The following is a 13,073-nucleotide window of genomic DNA, read 5'->3' as shown; positions in this document are numbered from 1 at the left end:
CGAGGGTCAGGCTGTGACGCCGTCGGCTTCCGCGGCCTTCGCCACCGCCGCCGCGACCTCCGGGGCCACCCGCGGGTCGAGCGGGCTCGGGACGATGCGGTCCGGGCCGAGGTCGTCCGTCGCGACCGAAACGATCGCCTCGGCGGCTGCCAGCTTCATGTTCTCCGTGATCGCCCGCGCGCCGGAGTCCAGCGCGCCGCGGAAGACGCCGGGGAACGCCAGCACGTTGTTGATCTGGTTCGGGAAGTCGCTGCGGCCGGTGGCCACGATCGACGCGTAGCGCGCGGCGACGTCCGGGTGCACCTCCGGGTCCGGGTTCGACAGCGCGAACACGATGCCGCCGCCCGCCATCCGGCCCAGCAGCGACTCGTCGATCGTCGCGCCGGACAGGCCGAGGAACACGTCCGCGCCTTCGAGCGCCTCCGCGAGACCGCCGCGCAGGCCGGCCTTGTTCGTCGTTTCCGCCAGGCGCTGCTTGACCGGGTTCAGGCCGTCGCGGCCGTCGTGGATGATGCCGCGCGAGTCGAGGACGGTGACGTCGCCGATGCCCGCTTCCCGCAGGATCTTCGCGCAGGCGACACCCGCCGCGCCGGCCCCGGAGACGACGACGCGCTGGTCGGCGATCACGCGGTCGAGCACCAGGTTGGCGCCGCGCAGCGCGGCCAGCGTGACGATGGCCGTGCCGTGCTGGTCGTCGTGCATGACCGGGCAGTCCAGCGCTTCCTTGAGCTTGTCCTCCAGCTCGAAGCACCGCGGCGCGGAAACGTCCTCCAGGTTGACGGCCCCGTAGGACGGCCGCAGCCGCACCAGCGTCTCGACGATCTCGTCGACGTCGGTGGTGTCCAGGACCAGCGGGATCGAGTCGAGCCCGCCGAACGTCTTGAACAGGACCGACTTGCCCTCCATGACCGGCAGCGACGCGCTCGCGCCGATGTCACCGAGGCCGAGCACGGCCGTCCCGTCGCTGACCACGACGACCAGCCGGTCCGCCCACGTGTACCGCTTGGCCTTGGCCGCGTCCTCGGCGATCGCGCGGCTCACCTTCGCCACACCCGGGGTGTACGCGATCGAAAGGTCACGCGGGCTGGAGATGGGGCGGGTGGCCGCCACCGAGAGCTTGCCGCCCTCGTGCCCGGTGAAGATCTCTTCGTCGGTGACCGGCGCGACGGCACCGGTGGGGTCGCTCATGGGGTTTCCTGTCGTCGTTTCCGTCATTCGTCCAGTGGGAATGACGGAACTCGCGGATCGAACGTGTGTCACTGGAATTTCTCCTGGGCCTGCGAGCGGGGGGCCACGGCTGCAGGGGACACCGTGGTGATTCCCGGCACGGCAGCCCAGCGCGGTAGCGCCGGCCTGTCGGCGAGGCGTCACGTCGGCCATCGGTGCCGTGGGTCTGGCGATGGCCGCGGACGCGGCGGTCCGATCAGTGTGACAGGTCCGGTCGCGGCATGGACCCCTCGGTGCGGTTGATGTCACACCGAAGCCCCATTCCGGCAATTCCCAAGACGTCTGTCCGGTTTTCTTGGCACCCGATATGATGAAGCCATGCAATTCCGCCGGTTGAGCGTCCCGGACGCCTTCGAGTTCTTCCCCCGGGCGTTCCCCGACGATCGAGGCGTGTTCGTGGCCCCGTTCCAGGAGGAGGCCTTCCGCGCCGCCGTCGGCCACCCGCTGCGCCTCGGCCAGTCCAACCACAGCGTGTCCCGGCGCGGCACCATCCGCGGGATCCACTTCGCCGACACGCCACCCGGCCAGGGCAAGTACATCTACTGCCCGCGCGGGTCGCTGCTCGACGTCGTCGTCGACCTCCGCGTCGGATCGCCGACCTTCGGCGAGTGGGACACGGTCCGGCTCGACTCGAGCGAGTACCGCGCCGTCTACGTCGCCGAGGGCCTCGGCCACGGCTTCATCGCGCTCGAGGACGACACGGTGATGGCCTACCTCTGCTCCGAGCCGTACACGCCGACGGGCGAGCACGGGATCAGCCCGCTCGACCCGGCGCTGAACTTGCCCTGGCCTGCGGAGCTTGAGCCCGTCCTCTCCCCCAAGGACCTCGCCGCGCCCACGCTGGCCGAAGCCCGCGAGAGCGGCCTGCTCCCGGTGTACGAGGACTGCGTCGCCTACTACGACAAGCTGCGCTCGATGAACTGAGCCGTCCCCGGCTCGGCCGCGAGGGCGCTTGCCATTTTAGTAAGCGCGCATATAGTCTGCCCGCATGGCACTTTACGAGTACGAGCACAGCGAGACGTCCACCGCGCCCGCCGCCGCGATCTGGCCGCTCTGGGCCGACACCGCCCGCTGGCCGGAGTGGGACGCCGGCGTCCGCTCGGTGGTCGTCGACGGCCCGTTCACGGTCGGGACCAGCGGCACCATGACGATGGACGGGATGCCGCCGATCCCCTTCACGCTGACCGAGGTCACCGAGGGCCGGAGCTTCACCGACGAGACCCGCCTGCCGGACGCGTTCCTGCGGTTCGAGCACGTCCTGACCGACGTCGAGGGCGGCACGAAGATCACCTACCGCGTCACGATCGACGGTCCCGAAGGCTTCGGTCCCCAGGTCACCGAAGACACCCCCGACGCGATGCAAGCGCTTGCGCGCCTGGCTGAGGCTGAGACCTCCGGGGCTTCGCCCCGAGCCGGGGGCTCCGCCACCCGGAACCCCCGAAGGGCGGGATCCCGGGCATGACCGCCCCCGAGTCCCGCTTGCCCGGCCCCGAGCGCAGCCCCGGCTTCCTGCTGTGGCGCGTGACGCTGGCCTGGCAGCGGGCGATGCGGGCCGCGCTGGCCCCGCACGACCTCACGCACGTCCAGTTCGTGCTGCTGACGACCACGTGGTGGCTCACCCGCTCGGGCGAGCCACCGTCGCAGCGGCAGCTCGCCGAGCAGGCGGGCACGGACACGATGATGACCAGCCAGGTCGTCCGCAAGCTCGCCGAACGCGGCCTGCTGGCCCGCACCGACGACCCGGCCGACGCCCGCGCGAAGCGGCTGGAAGTCACCCCGGCCGGCCTGGAACTGGTCGCGAAGGCCCTGAAGGACGTCGAGGCCGCCGACGCGTCCTTCTTCGAGGGCGTCGGCGACGGCTTCACCGAGTCGCTGGCCCGGCTCAGCCCTTGACGTCTTCGGCGAGGACGCGCTCGATGTTGCGCTCGGCCAGCGCCGTGATCGTCACGAACGGGTTGACGCCGGTGCTGCCGGGGATCAGCGAGCCGTCCGTGACGTACAGGTTCCGGTAGCCCTTCACCCGGCCGTAGCCGTCGGTCGCCTCGCCGAGCACCAGCCCGCCCAGCGGGTGGTAGGTGAAGCGGTTCTCGAACGTGCGCGTGTCGCCGAAGAGGTCGTAGCGGTAGATCGTCTTGTTCGCCCGGTTGACCTTGTCGAACAGCGCCTTCGCGGCGTCGATCGACGGCTGCCCCTGCGACGCCGACCAGCGCAGCTTCGCCGAGTCGCTCGCCGCGTCGTAGGTGAAGTGGCCGCGTTCGGGGTTCTTGGTGATGGCCAGGTACAGGCTGACCCACGTCTCGAGCCCGGCGGGCACCGGCGCGATCTCGGCGAAGGCCGGGTGCACCGGGTCGGCCCAGTTGTCGATGCCGAGCGCGGGCATGCCGGACTGCAGGCTGCCGGTGGTGTCCCAGACGTGGTTGGCGCGCCCGAGCATGACGTTGCCGTTGGTGCCCCAGCCGCGCCCGACGGCGTCGTTCAGCTCCGGCAGCCGGCCGGTCTCGCGGGCGCGGACCAGCAGCTCGGTCGAGCCGAGGCTGCCCGCGCCGAGGAACAGGTGCTTCGTGGTGACGTGCCGGGTGCCGAGCACCGTCCCGTGCTCGTCGATCTCGCGCACGACCAGCGCGTACGTCCCGTCGGGCCGGTGGCTGACCTCGCGGACCTCGTGCAGCGCCTGGATCGTCACGTTGCCGGTGCCGAGCGCGGCGGCGAGGTAGGACTTGTCGAGCGAGCGCTTCCCGTGGTTGTTGCCGTAGATGACCTCGGACGCGTCGGCCGAGCGCGGGACCGTGCCCGCCTCCTCGCGCCGCAGGTAGTCCATGTCGTACACGCTGGGCACGAACACCGTGTCGAAGCCGGCCTTGCGGGCGGCCTTCCGCGAGACGCGGGCGTACTTGTAGGAGCGGCACTCCTCGAACCACGCCGGGTCGACGACGTTGACGCCCAGCTGGGCGCGGGCCCGCGGGAAGTACTTGCCGTACATCTCGTCGGCGTCGACGCCGGGGAGGATCTCCTCGAAGTAGGAGCGCTTCGGCGTCACCGCCATCGCGCCGTTGACCAGCGAACCGCCGCCGACGCCGCGGCCGAGGTACACCGCCATGTCGCCGAAGTTCACCCGATCGAGCACGCCCGCGTAGCGCCCGATGTCGCGGTTGGCGAGGTCGAGCCAGAGGAAGGACGCGAGCGGCGCTTCGGTGCGGTCCTTGAACCACATCGACCGCTCGTCCGGGGTGAGCATCGGGCAGAAGACCTTGCCGTCGGCGCCCGGTGTGCTCCACAGCCGGCCCATCTCGAGCATCAGCGTCGGGATCCCGGCTTCGCCGAGCCGCAACGCCGTCACGGCGGCGCCGTAGCCGGTGCCGATCACCACCGCCGGGACGTGCCCGGGCAGCGTCGCGGCGGCCGCGGGCCGCGTCGACACCGTGGTCAGCCCGAGTGCGGCGGCGGAGTTCAGCGCGGCGAGGCCGAGGAAGCGGCGGCGGGAGAAGGCAGACATGCACCCGATCATGACCCAGTTCAGTGAACGGTGTTAACTATTGGAACAGGTTTCACCCGGTCGAGGGAAATCCTCGGGTCTCCCCTGGGGGCGATCCCGGATGTCGCGGCCGCGCGGTGCGAGCAGGCTCACCGGCATGAAACTTCTCGCACTGGGGGCGGCCGCGGCCGCCGTCGCCGCACTGGGGGCCATGCCCGGGACGGCGTCCGCCGACGAGCTGCCGACGTTCGACTTCACGGACTGCCCGGCACCGCCCGCGAACGCCGACCCGGGCACGTGGCGCTGCGAAGCCTTTGTCTCCCAGGGAAAACTGACGATCGACCGCACCGAGGTTCCGCTCGGAGAGGTGCGGCTGACGTTCAGCGAAGGCCGCGTGAACGGCGAGTACGCGCAGGTGTTCGGCGCGCTGCGGCACGCTCCCGCGCCCATCCCCGGCCTGGCCGGCGCCACGATCCAGCTGCGCTACGGCGGCTACTCCGACTTCCACAGCGACGACGTGCGCCGCGGCGAGCTCGACGTCTACGCCGTGGTGCGGCACCCGTTGCTGCGCAAGGACTGCGGCATCGGCACGGCTTCGGCGCCGTTGCACACGGTCGTCCACGACGATCCCTCGGTGCCCCCGCGGATCATCTCGGAGAACCCGCGGACGGCGTTCTCCGGCGTCATCGACGCGGACCTGGCCCTCCCCGCGACGCAGGGCTGCGGCCCGCTCGGCAAGCTCGTCGACCGGCGGCTGGGCCTGCCGTCGCCGTCCGGCGAGAACGCGTTCCAGCAGGCGTCCTACGTCCAGTACAAGCCGCTCTAACGCTTCTTCGGCGTCACCCAGATGGTGATCGTCCCGGTGACCACCGGCTTGCCGCCGGAGTCCGAAATGGTCACCGGGACACCCAGCTCGAAGCCCTCGTCGCCGAACTCCGGCAGCTCGGGCAGCGACGCCACCGCGCGCAGGCCGGTTTCCGCCTTGGCGACGTACTGCACGTTCATGCCCTTCGGCAGCCAGCGGTGGGTCGTGGGCACCGTCGCCTCGGCGAGCATCCCCATCGCGATCTCGGCGAGGTTGCAGGCGGCGATGGCGTGGAACGTGCGGATGTGGTTGTGAACACCCCACCACTTCGGCGCGCTGACTTCGCAGTGACCGGGCCGCAGCTCGCGCACCGAGGGCAGCACCGTGCGGAAGTACGGCACCCGTACGCACATCGCGGCGCTGAACAGCTGTTTCCCGCCCGGTTTCGTGGCCAGCTTGTGCCACAGCACGAACGTCGGCGTCTCGGACATGAGGTTCTCCTCGAGCTAAGCTACTGCTCAGTAGCAAAGCAGACGACCTGCTCGCGCGCAAACGGCCGGGTATGTTCGGCCGCGTGGCGAACCGTCTCTTCCTCCTCCGGCACGGGCAGACCGAATGGTCGCTGAACGGGCGGCACACCGGCCGCACGGACATCCCGCTGACACCGGCGGGCGAGGGCCAAGCGCTCGCGGCGGGTGGCACGCTCCGCAGCCTGGTCGGCGGGCCGTCGCTGGTGCTGTCGAGCCCGCGCGCCCGCGCGCTGCGGACCGCCGCGCTGGCCGGGCTGCGCGTCGACGAAGTCACCGAAGACCTGGCCGAGTGGGACTACGGCGACTACGAGGGCATCACCACGCCGAAGATCCGCGAGACGGTGCCGGGCTGGACGGTCTGGACCCACCCGAGCCCCGGCGGCGAAAGCGCGGACGACGTCTCCGCGCGTGCGGACCGCGTCCTGACGCGCGCCCGCCGCGCCAGCGAATCGGGTGACGTCATCCTGGTCGGGCACGGGCACTTCAGCCGCGTGCTGGTGGCCCGCTGGCTCGCCATGCCCGCGACCGCCGGCGTCCACTTCGGACTCGACGCGGCCGGCATCGCGGTGCTCGGCGACGAGCGCGGCGAGCCGCAGATCGAACACCTCAACCTGCTGCCCGCCCTGGAGGACTGACGTGCCCGACGACCGCATCCGCCGGATCGGACCCGACGACGTCGAGGCCGCCGTCGCACTGGCCTACGCGCTGGCGGACTACGAGCGCGCGCCCGGCGAGTGCCACCTGACGGCCGAGCAGCTGCGTTCCGCGTTGTTCGGCGAAGCGCCGAAGCTGTTCGGGCACGTGGCCGAAGTGGACGGCGAGATCGTCGGCTTCGCGGTGTGGTTCCTCAACTTCTCCACCTGGCGCGGGGTGCACGGGATCTACCTGGAGGACCTGTTCGTGCTGCCCGCGCACCGCGGCTCCGGCCTCGGCAAGGCCCTGCTGGCGGCGCTGGCGGCCGAGTGCGTCGCCAACGGCTACGCGCGGCTCGAGTGGTCGGTCCTGGACTGGAACCCGGCGACGGAGTTCTACAAGGCCCTCGGCGCGGTCCCGATGGACGAGTGGACGGTCAACCGCCTCACCGACGCACCCCTGCGTTCCCTCGCCGCCCAAGCCTGACCCGGTGCGCGGGTCGTCGCGGGTCTCGACGAAGTCGGCGACGATGCGCGCGACAAGCCCCTCGAACCGGTCGTCGAAGCCGTACTCCCGGCCGTAGAGCGAGCCGTGCCGTTCCACCACCCAGCCGAGGTCCCCCGGTCGTGGCGGACGCAGGACGAGCACCGGGTCCCGGCGGCGCTCGCCGACGAGGTCGCCGATCGTGCGCATCGCGGCCAGGAGGCGCTGCTGGTCTTCGTCGGCGAACCGGCCCAGCAGCCCGCCGATCCGGTCGGTCGAGCGCTGGTTGAGCACGGCAAACGCGGCCCGGCCGGCTTCCGGGGCTCAGTCCTCTTCGCGGCCTTCGCGCTCGGCGCGGCGGCCCGCCATCCCGCCGCGTTCGGCGGCTTCCGTCTCCGTCTCGCCCTCGCGCAGGCCCAGCGCCCACGCGCGGGCCGGGCGGCGGAACAGCAGCGCCAGCGCGGCGATGCCGAACAGCGCCACCGGCACGCCCCACGCCGGCTCGCCGGACGGGCCGAGCAGGTACCAGCCGAGCCCGATCACGATCAGGGCGATCACCACGCCGGGCGAGCGCGCCCACGTCTGGCCGAGGACCAGGCCGGCCGACGCGGCCAGGAACGCCAGCGCGACCACGATGAACGTGCCCGACTCGACGAAGACGTTGTTCCCCGGCTGGGCCGGCGACCCCAGGCCGTTCACCAGCACGATCGCCCCGAACACCAGCAGCGCGAGCGACGGCACCGCGGTGACCAAACCGGCCAGCCGGACCTCACGGGGAGCGGGCGAGAGCTTCACTGGGGGGCCTTCCGGAAGGTCTTTTCGCGGGGAGCACAGTGGACTCGACCAGGGCGGGTCACCGTGCGTGAGCTGATTCGATCGTATGCCACCCGGTCGGCCGTTTTCCCGGGACCGTCCGGGCGCTGAGAATTCAAGAGTCGTCGATGAGCGGGCGGTCGGCCCGGGTGCACTTGTCACGACGCGCGGACACCCGCACGTGAAGGAGGGCCGCCCGCCACAGGGTCGCGAAGGTGCTGTTCGCCGGGGTTGCGCCGGTCACCATGCGGGTCCGGAAGGTTCTCGGGCCGCCGGAAGTCACCTACCCTGCGGTGGTGCGCGCAATCCTCGTCGTGAACCCGCAGGCCACCTCGACCACCGCAGGTGGCCGGGACGTGCTGGCGCACGCGCTCGCCAGCCAGGTCAAGCTCGACGTGGTCGAGACGGACTACCGCGGCCACGCGATGGCCGTCGCCCGCTCGGCCGCGCGGGACGGCATCGACCTGGTCGTGGCGCACGGCGGCGACGGCACGGTCAACGAGGTCGTCAACGGCCTGCTGGCCGACGCAGCGACATCCGGGGCTCCGCCCCAGGCCGGGGGCGCCGCCACCGGGACCTCCGCAAGAGGGTGGGGCGACCCGACCCGAATAGGCCGCATCCCCGCCCTGGGCGTCGTGCCCGGCGGCTCGGCCAACGTGTTCGCGCGCGCTCTCGGCATCTCCTCGGACCCGGTCGAAGCCACCCACCAGCTGCTGCACGCGCTGGAGAACGACCGCTCGCGCCGGGTCGGCCTCGGCCTGGCCGACGGGCACTGGTTCACCTTCAACGCCGGCCTCGGCTGGGACGCCGACGTCGTCGGCCGCGTGGCGAAGCGCCGCGGCAAGCAGACGACGGCGGGTCTCTACCTGCGAGCCGCCGTCCGCTCCTACTTCCGGCCGCCGCTGGGTCGTCCGGCGCTCACCATCCGTGTCCCGGGTGAGGAACCCACCGAAGCGCTGACCGCTTTCGTGTCCAACACCGATCCGTGGAGCTACCTGGGCGAGCGGCCGATCCACCTCAACCCGGGTTGCTCGTTCGAGACGGGATTGGGCCTGTTCGCGTTGAACGGTCTGGGGTTGCCCACGGTGTTCAAGCATGTACGCCGTGCTTTGGCTACGAAGAGCAACCAAAAAGGCCGGCGTCTCGTGCGTCACGATGACCTGCCGATGATCCGCATCGACGCAGCTGAACCGGTAAACTTCCAGGTGGACGGCGACCTCGTCGGCCAGCGGACCCGAGTGGAGTTTTTCAGCGTGCCGGATGCACTCACCGTAATCGTGTGACGACGGGACAGCTGATCGCCTGCGGCAAAGTGCAATCTGCCGTTCGTCGACGCAGAAGCTCCACTCAGCGCATCAGCCTTCCCCCGGGCGGGCTGTTTCGGAGAGAAACCGCAGGTCAGAAGCGTCGCTCGGCCGGGTGAGCTGACTCACCGATCTTCCGGAAACCCTTGTCGAAAGCGGTGCTTCGTGAAAGCATTCACAAGCACCCAAGAACACGACCGCCATTGACGACTGTGGCGCGGCCCTCCCGCGCCATGTGTAAGGAGCTCACGAACATGGACTGGCGCCACGACGCGGCCTGCCGAGACGAGGACCCCGAGCTGTTCTTCCCGGTGGGAACCAGCGGTCCGGCTCTGTCGCAGGTAGCTCAGGCGAAGGCCGTGTGCCACCGCTGCCCCTCCGCTTCCGACTGCTTGGCCTGGGCTTTGGCCAGCGGCCAGGACGCCGGCGTGTGGGGCGGCATGAGCGAGGACGAGCGACGCGCGCTCAAGCGCCGCCGTACGCACATCGGCACGCGTACCAACGCCTGACATTCTCATAGATCCACCGAACCACCCGAGCCAGGTAGGAATTTCACCCGGCGGGCCTTTTCCGTGCCCACGCCGTCTGGGGTGATACCTACTCAGCTCAAGCTTAACAACCGAGGCGAAACCACCCGGAGACGGGTGTGCTGAAACCTCACCGGGACTTCAAGTCCTCCCGCGAAAACGTTGAACGGCCCGGCACCGAGCTGAACCAGGTGCCGGGCCTTCAGCGTGTTTCCCTCCCGCGATCCGCACCCGATCACGTCGCTGCCGCGGGAATGCCCGGCGCCACTCGAGTCCAAACGCGACTGTCTACAACCGACGCGAAAGTGGGATGCGCAGCGCCGCTTCGGTTCCCGTCACCCGGGTCGACGACTCCTCCACGCGCACCTTCCGCAGCGAAAGCGAGCCGCGCAGCTCGGACTCCACGAGCGTCCGCACGATCTGCAGCCCCAGGCCGTCCGAGCGCTCCAGCGAGAACCCCGCCGGCAAGCCGCGGCCGTTGTCGCGGATCACGACGTCCAGCCAGCGGGCCGAACGCTCCACGATCAGCTCGACCTTGCCCGAGCGGCCGGCCGGGAACGCGTGCTCGATGGCGTTCTGGACCAGCTCGGCGAGCACCATCACGAGCGGCGTCGCGATCTCCGCGACGACCACCCCGAACGAGCCCGTGCGCTTCAGCCCGACCTGCGACTCCGCCGTGGCGACCTCGCCGACCATCGGCAGCACGTTGTCGAGCAGCTGGTCGAGGTCGACGCGTTCGTCCACCGAGATCGACAGCGCCTCGTGCACCAGCGCGATCGACGTCACCCGGCGCACCGACTCGGCCAGCGCGAGCCGCGCCTCCTCCGACGACGTCCGGCGGGACTGCAGGCGCAGCAGCGCGGCCACCGTCTGCAGGTTGTTCTTCACCCGGTGGTGGATCTCGCGGATCGTCGCGTCCTTCGACAGCAGCGCGCGGTCGCGGCGCTTGACCTCGGTGACGTCCCGGACCAGCACCAGCGCGCCCGCCGCCTGCCCGGCCGGGCGCAGCGGCAGCGCGCGGAACAGCACCACCGCGCCGCGCCGCGAATCGGCCTCCGTGCGGCTCGACGGCTTCCCGTCGAGCGCCTCGATGATCCGGTGCGACACCTCGGTCGCGTCGAACGGGTCGCGGATCAGGGAGCGCGTCAGCGGCGCCAGCCGGGTGCCGACCAGGTCGGATTCGTGCCCCATCCGGTGGTAGGCGGACAGGCCGTTCGGGCTGGCGAAGACGACCGTGCCGCTCGAGTCGAGCCGGATCAGCCCGTCCCCGACCCGGGGCGAGGTGTGCGTGTCGGTCGCGTTCGTGCCGTTCGGCGGGAACGTGCCGTCGACGATCATCTGGCACAGGTCGCCGGCGCTGCCCAGGTACGCGATTTCCAGCGGGCTGGGCACGCGCGGCGCGGCCAGGTTGGTCTCGCGGCTCATCACGGCGACGACCTCGTCGTGGAAGCGCACCGGGATGGCCTCGCGGCGCATCGGCAGGTCGCGGTACCAGTGCGGGTCCTCTTCGCGGCAGATCCGCACCTCGCGCATGGCCTTGGCCAGCTGCGGGTGCTCCTCCACCGTGAACCGGGTGCCGACGACGTCCTCGGGGTGCGCGGTGGGCGCCGTCGTCGGCCGCGCGTGCGCGACGCAGACGAAGTCGCCGCCGTCCGGCTGCAGCTCCTCGGTCACCGGGACCCAGAGCAGGAAGTCCGCGAAGGACAGGTCGGCCAGCAGCTGCCACTCGGCGACGACGGTCTGGAGGTGGTCCGCCGCCTCCCCGGGGAGGCCGGTGTTGTCGGCGAGCAGTTCGGCGAGCGTCGACACGGTTACTCGACCGTCCCGAGGACGTCGCCCTGCTGGACCCGGTCACCCTTGGCGACGACGAGGCTGGTCAGCGTGCCGGCCTTTTCGCTCACGGCGGGCAGCTCCATCTTCATCGACTCCAGGATCAGGACGGTGTCACCGGCGTTCAGCGTGGTGCCGGGCGCCGCGACGACCTCGAGCACGGTGCCGACCATCTCCGCGCGGATCTCGGCCATCGCCACCCCTCCTCGTGCTCGCCCGACCACCCCATCCAACCAGAACGGGACGTCATGACACACTTGAGAGGTTGACCAGCTTTGACGACGAGGAGTGAACATGTCGAAGCGCGCCCGCAAGCGTCGCAGCCGGAAGAAGAACAGCGCGAACCACGGCGGTAAGCCCAACTCCTGAACCCGGCGTCGGCACGCAAAAGGCCCCCACACCGAAGTGCGGGGGCCTTTGTCGTGCTCGGGCGCTATTCGGAGCGCTGCTCGACGGTGATCTCGGTGCGTTCCACCGTCACACCGCCGCGGGAGGCGACGGTCTGGCGGATCGACGCGCGCAGCCTGGTCTTCAAGTCGGCGGGTGCGTGGTCACCACCGCACTTGCGGGCCAGCAGCTGCTTGATGTGCTCGTCGATGCCGTACTCCTCGAGGCACGGCGGGCAGTCCTCGATGTGGGCGCGCAACGCGGCGTCCCGCTCGGCACTGCACTCGCGGTCGAGCAGCAGGTAGATGTCGGCGAGCGCCTCTTCGCAGCGGACCTTGTCGGACGCGCCCTCGCACATGTCGTTCATCGCCCGGCCACCTCTTCCTTGGCACCCCGGATGAAACCGCGTTCCCGCGCGACGTCGGCGAGCAGGTCGCGCAGCTGGGCGCGGCCGCGGTGGAGGCGGGACATCACGGTGCCGATGGGGGTGTCCATGATCTCGGCGATCTCCTTGTACGCGAAGCCCTCGACGTCGGCCAGGTAGACGGCCAGCCGGAACTCCTCGGGCAGCTTCTGCAGCGCGGCCTTGACGTCGGTGTCGGGGAGGTTGTCCATCGCCTCGACCTCGGCCGACCGCAGCCCGCTGGAGGTGTGGCTCTCCGCCTTGGCGATCTGCCAGTCGGTGATCTCCTCGGTGGGCTGCTGCACCGGCTGCCGCTGCCGCTTCCGGTAGCCGTTGATGTAGGTGTTGGTCAGGATGCGGTACATCCAGGCCTTGAGGTTCGTGCCGGCCTTGAAGGACGCGAAGGCGGCGTAGGCCTTCAGGTAGGTCTCCTGGACCAGGTCCTCGGCGTCAGCGGGGTTGCGGGTCATCCGCATCGCGGCCGAGTACAGCTGGTCGAGCAGCGGCATGGCGTCCCGTTCGAAGCGCTCGGCGCGCTCGGCCTCGGTCGCTTCCTCCGGCGCTGAGTTCTGCGTGCTCGGCAAACCGTTCCCTTCCCGCTCGGCGTCGATGCGCGTGCGCGCATACGGCAGACCCGAGTTTACGCGGGGACCGGGCAC

16 protein-coding genes and 1 pseudogene are annotated in these 13,073 nt (G+C 70.7%); 8 read left to right on the top strand and 9 right to left on the bottom strand.

All coding sequences use genetic code 11. From position 1 onward, the window contains the following. Positions 1-6 precede the first annotated feature (6 nt). Positions 7-1,188, bottom strand: a complete 1,182-nt coding sequence (locus AB0B33_RS00670) for an NADP-dependent malic enzyme (protein ID WP_360765081.1) — start codon at positions 1,186-1,188, stop codon at positions 7-9. Between the two features lie 357 nt (positions 1,189-1,545). On the opposite strand from AB0B33_RS00670, the gene rfbC reads away from it, so the two are divergent. From rfbC to AB0B33_RS00655, 3 genes are all read left to right on the top strand, one after another. Then, positions 1,546-2,151 (top strand): dTDP-4-dehydrorhamnose 3,5-epimerase, encoded by a 606-nt coding sequence (rfbC, locus tag AB0B33_RS00665; RefSeq protein WP_360765078.1) that lies wholly within the window; start codon positions 1,546-1,548, stop codon positions 2,149-2,151. A gap of 64 nt (positions 2,152-2,215) precedes the next feature. Continuing rightward, positions 2,216-2,689, top strand: a complete 474-nt coding sequence (locus tag AB0B33_RS00660) for an SRPBCC family protein (protein ID WP_360765076.1) — start codon at positions 2,216-2,218, stop codon at positions 2,687-2,689. After that, complete coding sequence (locus AB0B33_RS00655) at positions 2,686-3,120, top strand: MarR family winged helix-turn-helix transcriptional regulator (protein WP_360765073.1); 435 nt, start codon at positions 2,686-2,688, stop codon at positions 3,118-3,120. The genes AB0B33_RS00660 and AB0B33_RS00655 overlap by 4 nt, the downstream gene beginning before the upstream one ends. Here AB0B33_RS00655 and AB0B33_RS00650 read toward each other — a convergent pair. Further along, positions 3,110-4,720: a GMC oxidoreductase gene (locus AB0B33_RS00650; RefSeq protein WP_360765070.1), complete on the bottom strand. Its 1,611-nt coding sequence runs from the start codon at positions 4,718-4,720 to the stop codon at positions 3,110-3,112. The genes AB0B33_RS00655 and AB0B33_RS00650 overlap by 11 nt on opposite strands. Before the next feature lie 136 nt (positions 4,721-4,856). Here AB0B33_RS00650 and AB0B33_RS00645 point away from each other — a divergent pair, with 136 nt between their 5' ends. After that, positions 4,857-5,525, top strand: a complete 669-nt coding sequence (locus tag AB0B33_RS00645; protein WP_360765068.1) for a hypothetical protein — start codon at positions 4,857-4,859, stop codon at positions 5,523-5,525. On the opposite strand, the gene AB0B33_RS00640 is transcribed toward AB0B33_RS00645, so the two are convergent. Continuing rightward, positions 5,522-5,995 carry a hotdog fold domain-containing protein gene (locus AB0B33_RS00640; protein ID WP_360765065.1) on the bottom strand — a complete coding sequence of 158 codons (474 nt, stop codon included), beginning with the start codon at positions 5,993-5,995 and terminating at the stop codon, positions 5,522-5,524. The two genes, AB0B33_RS00645 and AB0B33_RS00640, sit on opposite strands and share 4 nt — an antisense overlap. 83 nt (positions 5,996-6,078) lie before the next feature. Here AB0B33_RS00640 and AB0B33_RS00635 point away from each other — a divergent pair, with 83 nt between their 5' ends. Together AB0B33_RS00635 and AB0B33_RS00630 are read left to right on the top strand one after the other, a co-directional pair. Further along, positions 6,079-6,669 carry an acid phosphatase gene (locus tag AB0B33_RS00635; RefSeq protein WP_247018868.1) on the top strand — a complete coding sequence of 197 codons (591 nt, stop codon included), beginning with the start codon at positions 6,079-6,081 and terminating at the stop codon, positions 6,667-6,669. Position 6,670: 1 nt separating this feature from the next. Next, positions 6,671-7,153 (top strand): GNAT family N-acetyltransferase, encoded by a 483-nt coding sequence (locus tag AB0B33_RS00630; protein ID WP_360765062.1) that lies wholly within the window; start codon positions 6,671-6,673, stop codon positions 7,151-7,153. 6 nt (positions 7,154-7,159) lie between these two features. On the opposite strand, the pseudogene AB0B33_RS00625 reads toward AB0B33_RS00630, so the two are convergent. Together AB0B33_RS00625 and AB0B33_RS00620 are read right to left on the bottom strand one after the other, a co-directional pair. After that, a pseudogene (locus tag AB0B33_RS00625) lies at positions 7,160-7,468 on the bottom strand (MarR family transcriptional regulator); the annotation flags it as partial. Positions 7,469-7,474: 6 nt separating this feature from the next. Then, on the bottom strand, positions 7,475-7,945 hold the full coding sequence (locus AB0B33_RS00620; protein WP_360765059.1) for a hypothetical protein: 471 nt from the start codon (positions 7,943-7,945) through the stop codon (positions 7,475-7,477). A gap of 314 nt (positions 7,946-8,259) precedes the next feature. On the opposite strand from AB0B33_RS00620, the gene AB0B33_RS00615 reads away from it, so the two are divergent. After that, positions 8,260-9,246, top strand: coding sequence for a diacylglycerol kinase family protein (locus AB0B33_RS00615; RefSeq protein WP_247025531.1), 987 nt, complete (start codon positions 8,260-8,262; stop codon positions 9,244-9,246). Between the two features lie 275 nt (positions 9,247-9,521). Then, positions 9,522-9,776, top strand: coding sequence for a WhiB family transcriptional regulator (locus tag AB0B33_RS00610; protein ID WP_043777259.1), 255 nt, complete (start codon positions 9,522-9,524; stop codon positions 9,774-9,776). 306 nt (positions 9,777-10,082) lie between these two features. Here the strand turns inward: AB0B33_RS00610 and AB0B33_RS00605 are convergent, their stop codons facing one another. The 4 genes from AB0B33_RS00605 to AB0B33_RS00590 all read right to left on the bottom strand — a co-directional run bounded on the left by AB0B33_RS00605 (position 10,083) and on the right by AB0B33_RS00590 (position 12,998). Beyond that, positions 10,083-11,603 carry a histidine kinase N-terminal domain-containing protein gene (locus AB0B33_RS00605; RefSeq protein WP_360765054.1) on the bottom strand — a complete coding sequence of 507 codons (1,521 nt, stop codon included), beginning with the start codon at positions 11,601-11,603 and terminating at the stop codon, positions 10,083-10,085. A 2-nt stretch (positions 11,604-11,605) separates the two neighbouring features. Then, positions 11,606-11,818, bottom strand: coding sequence for a biotin/lipoyl-binding carrier protein (locus AB0B33_RS00600; RefSeq protein ID WP_360765051.1), 213 nt, complete (start codon positions 11,816-11,818; stop codon positions 11,606-11,608). 239 nt (positions 11,819-12,057) lie between these two features. Further along, positions 12,058-12,378, bottom strand: coding sequence for a mycothiol system anti-sigma-R factor (rsrA, locus tag AB0B33_RS00595; protein ID WP_247018860.1), 321 nt, complete (start codon positions 12,376-12,378; stop codon positions 12,058-12,060). Beyond that, entirely contained in the window at positions 12,375-12,998 is a 624-nt protein-coding gene (locus tag AB0B33_RS00590; RefSeq protein WP_125312718.1) for a sigma-70 family RNA polymerase sigma factor, read from the bottom strand. Before AB0B33_RS00590 ends, rsrA begins: the two co-directional genes overlap by 4 nt. Between the last annotated feature and the right edge of the window lie 75 nt (positions 12,999-13,073).

This window comes from Amycolatopsis sp. NPDC049159, from assembly GCF_040648295.1.
Lineage (GTDB): Bacteria > Actinomycetota > Actinomycetes > Mycobacteriales > Pseudonocardiaceae > Amycolatopsis > Amycolatopsis pretoriensis_A.
The sequence above is the reverse complement of the archived record's forward strand: the minus strand, read 5'-3'. Positions and strand labels throughout refer to the sequence as shown.